At 74.4% G+C, this 242-nt stretch carries 1 pseudogene; it reads left to right on the top strand.

Going from position 1 to position 242, the window contains the following annotated elements:
• Positions 1–242, top strand: a pseudogene (locus ADK55_RS23915) (2-oxoglutarate ferredoxin oxidoreductase subunit alpha); the annotation flags it as partial.

Genomic DNA, 242 nt, shown 5'->3' with positions numbered 1-242 from the left:
ATCGGCGCGGCCCTGGGTGCGGCGTTCGGCGGCGCCCTGGGGGTCACGACCACCTCGGGTCCGGGGGTGGCGCTGAAGTCGGAGACGATCGGTCTGGCGGTGTCGCTGGAGCTGCCGCTGCTGATCGTGGACATCCAGCGGGGCGGCCCCTCGACGGGGCTGCCGACCAAGACCGAGCAGGCCGACCTGCTCCAGGCCATGTACGGGCGCAACGGCGAGGCCCCCGTGCCGATCGTGGCCCC

Origin of the sequence: Streptomyces sp. WM4235, assembly GCF_001279725.1 — a bacterium.
In the GTDB taxonomy this organism is placed as follows: Bacteria; Actinomycetota; Actinomycetes; order Streptomycetales; family Streptomycetaceae; genus Streptomyces.
The sequence above is the reverse complement of the archived record's forward strand: the minus strand, read 5'-3'. Positions and strand labels throughout refer to the sequence as shown.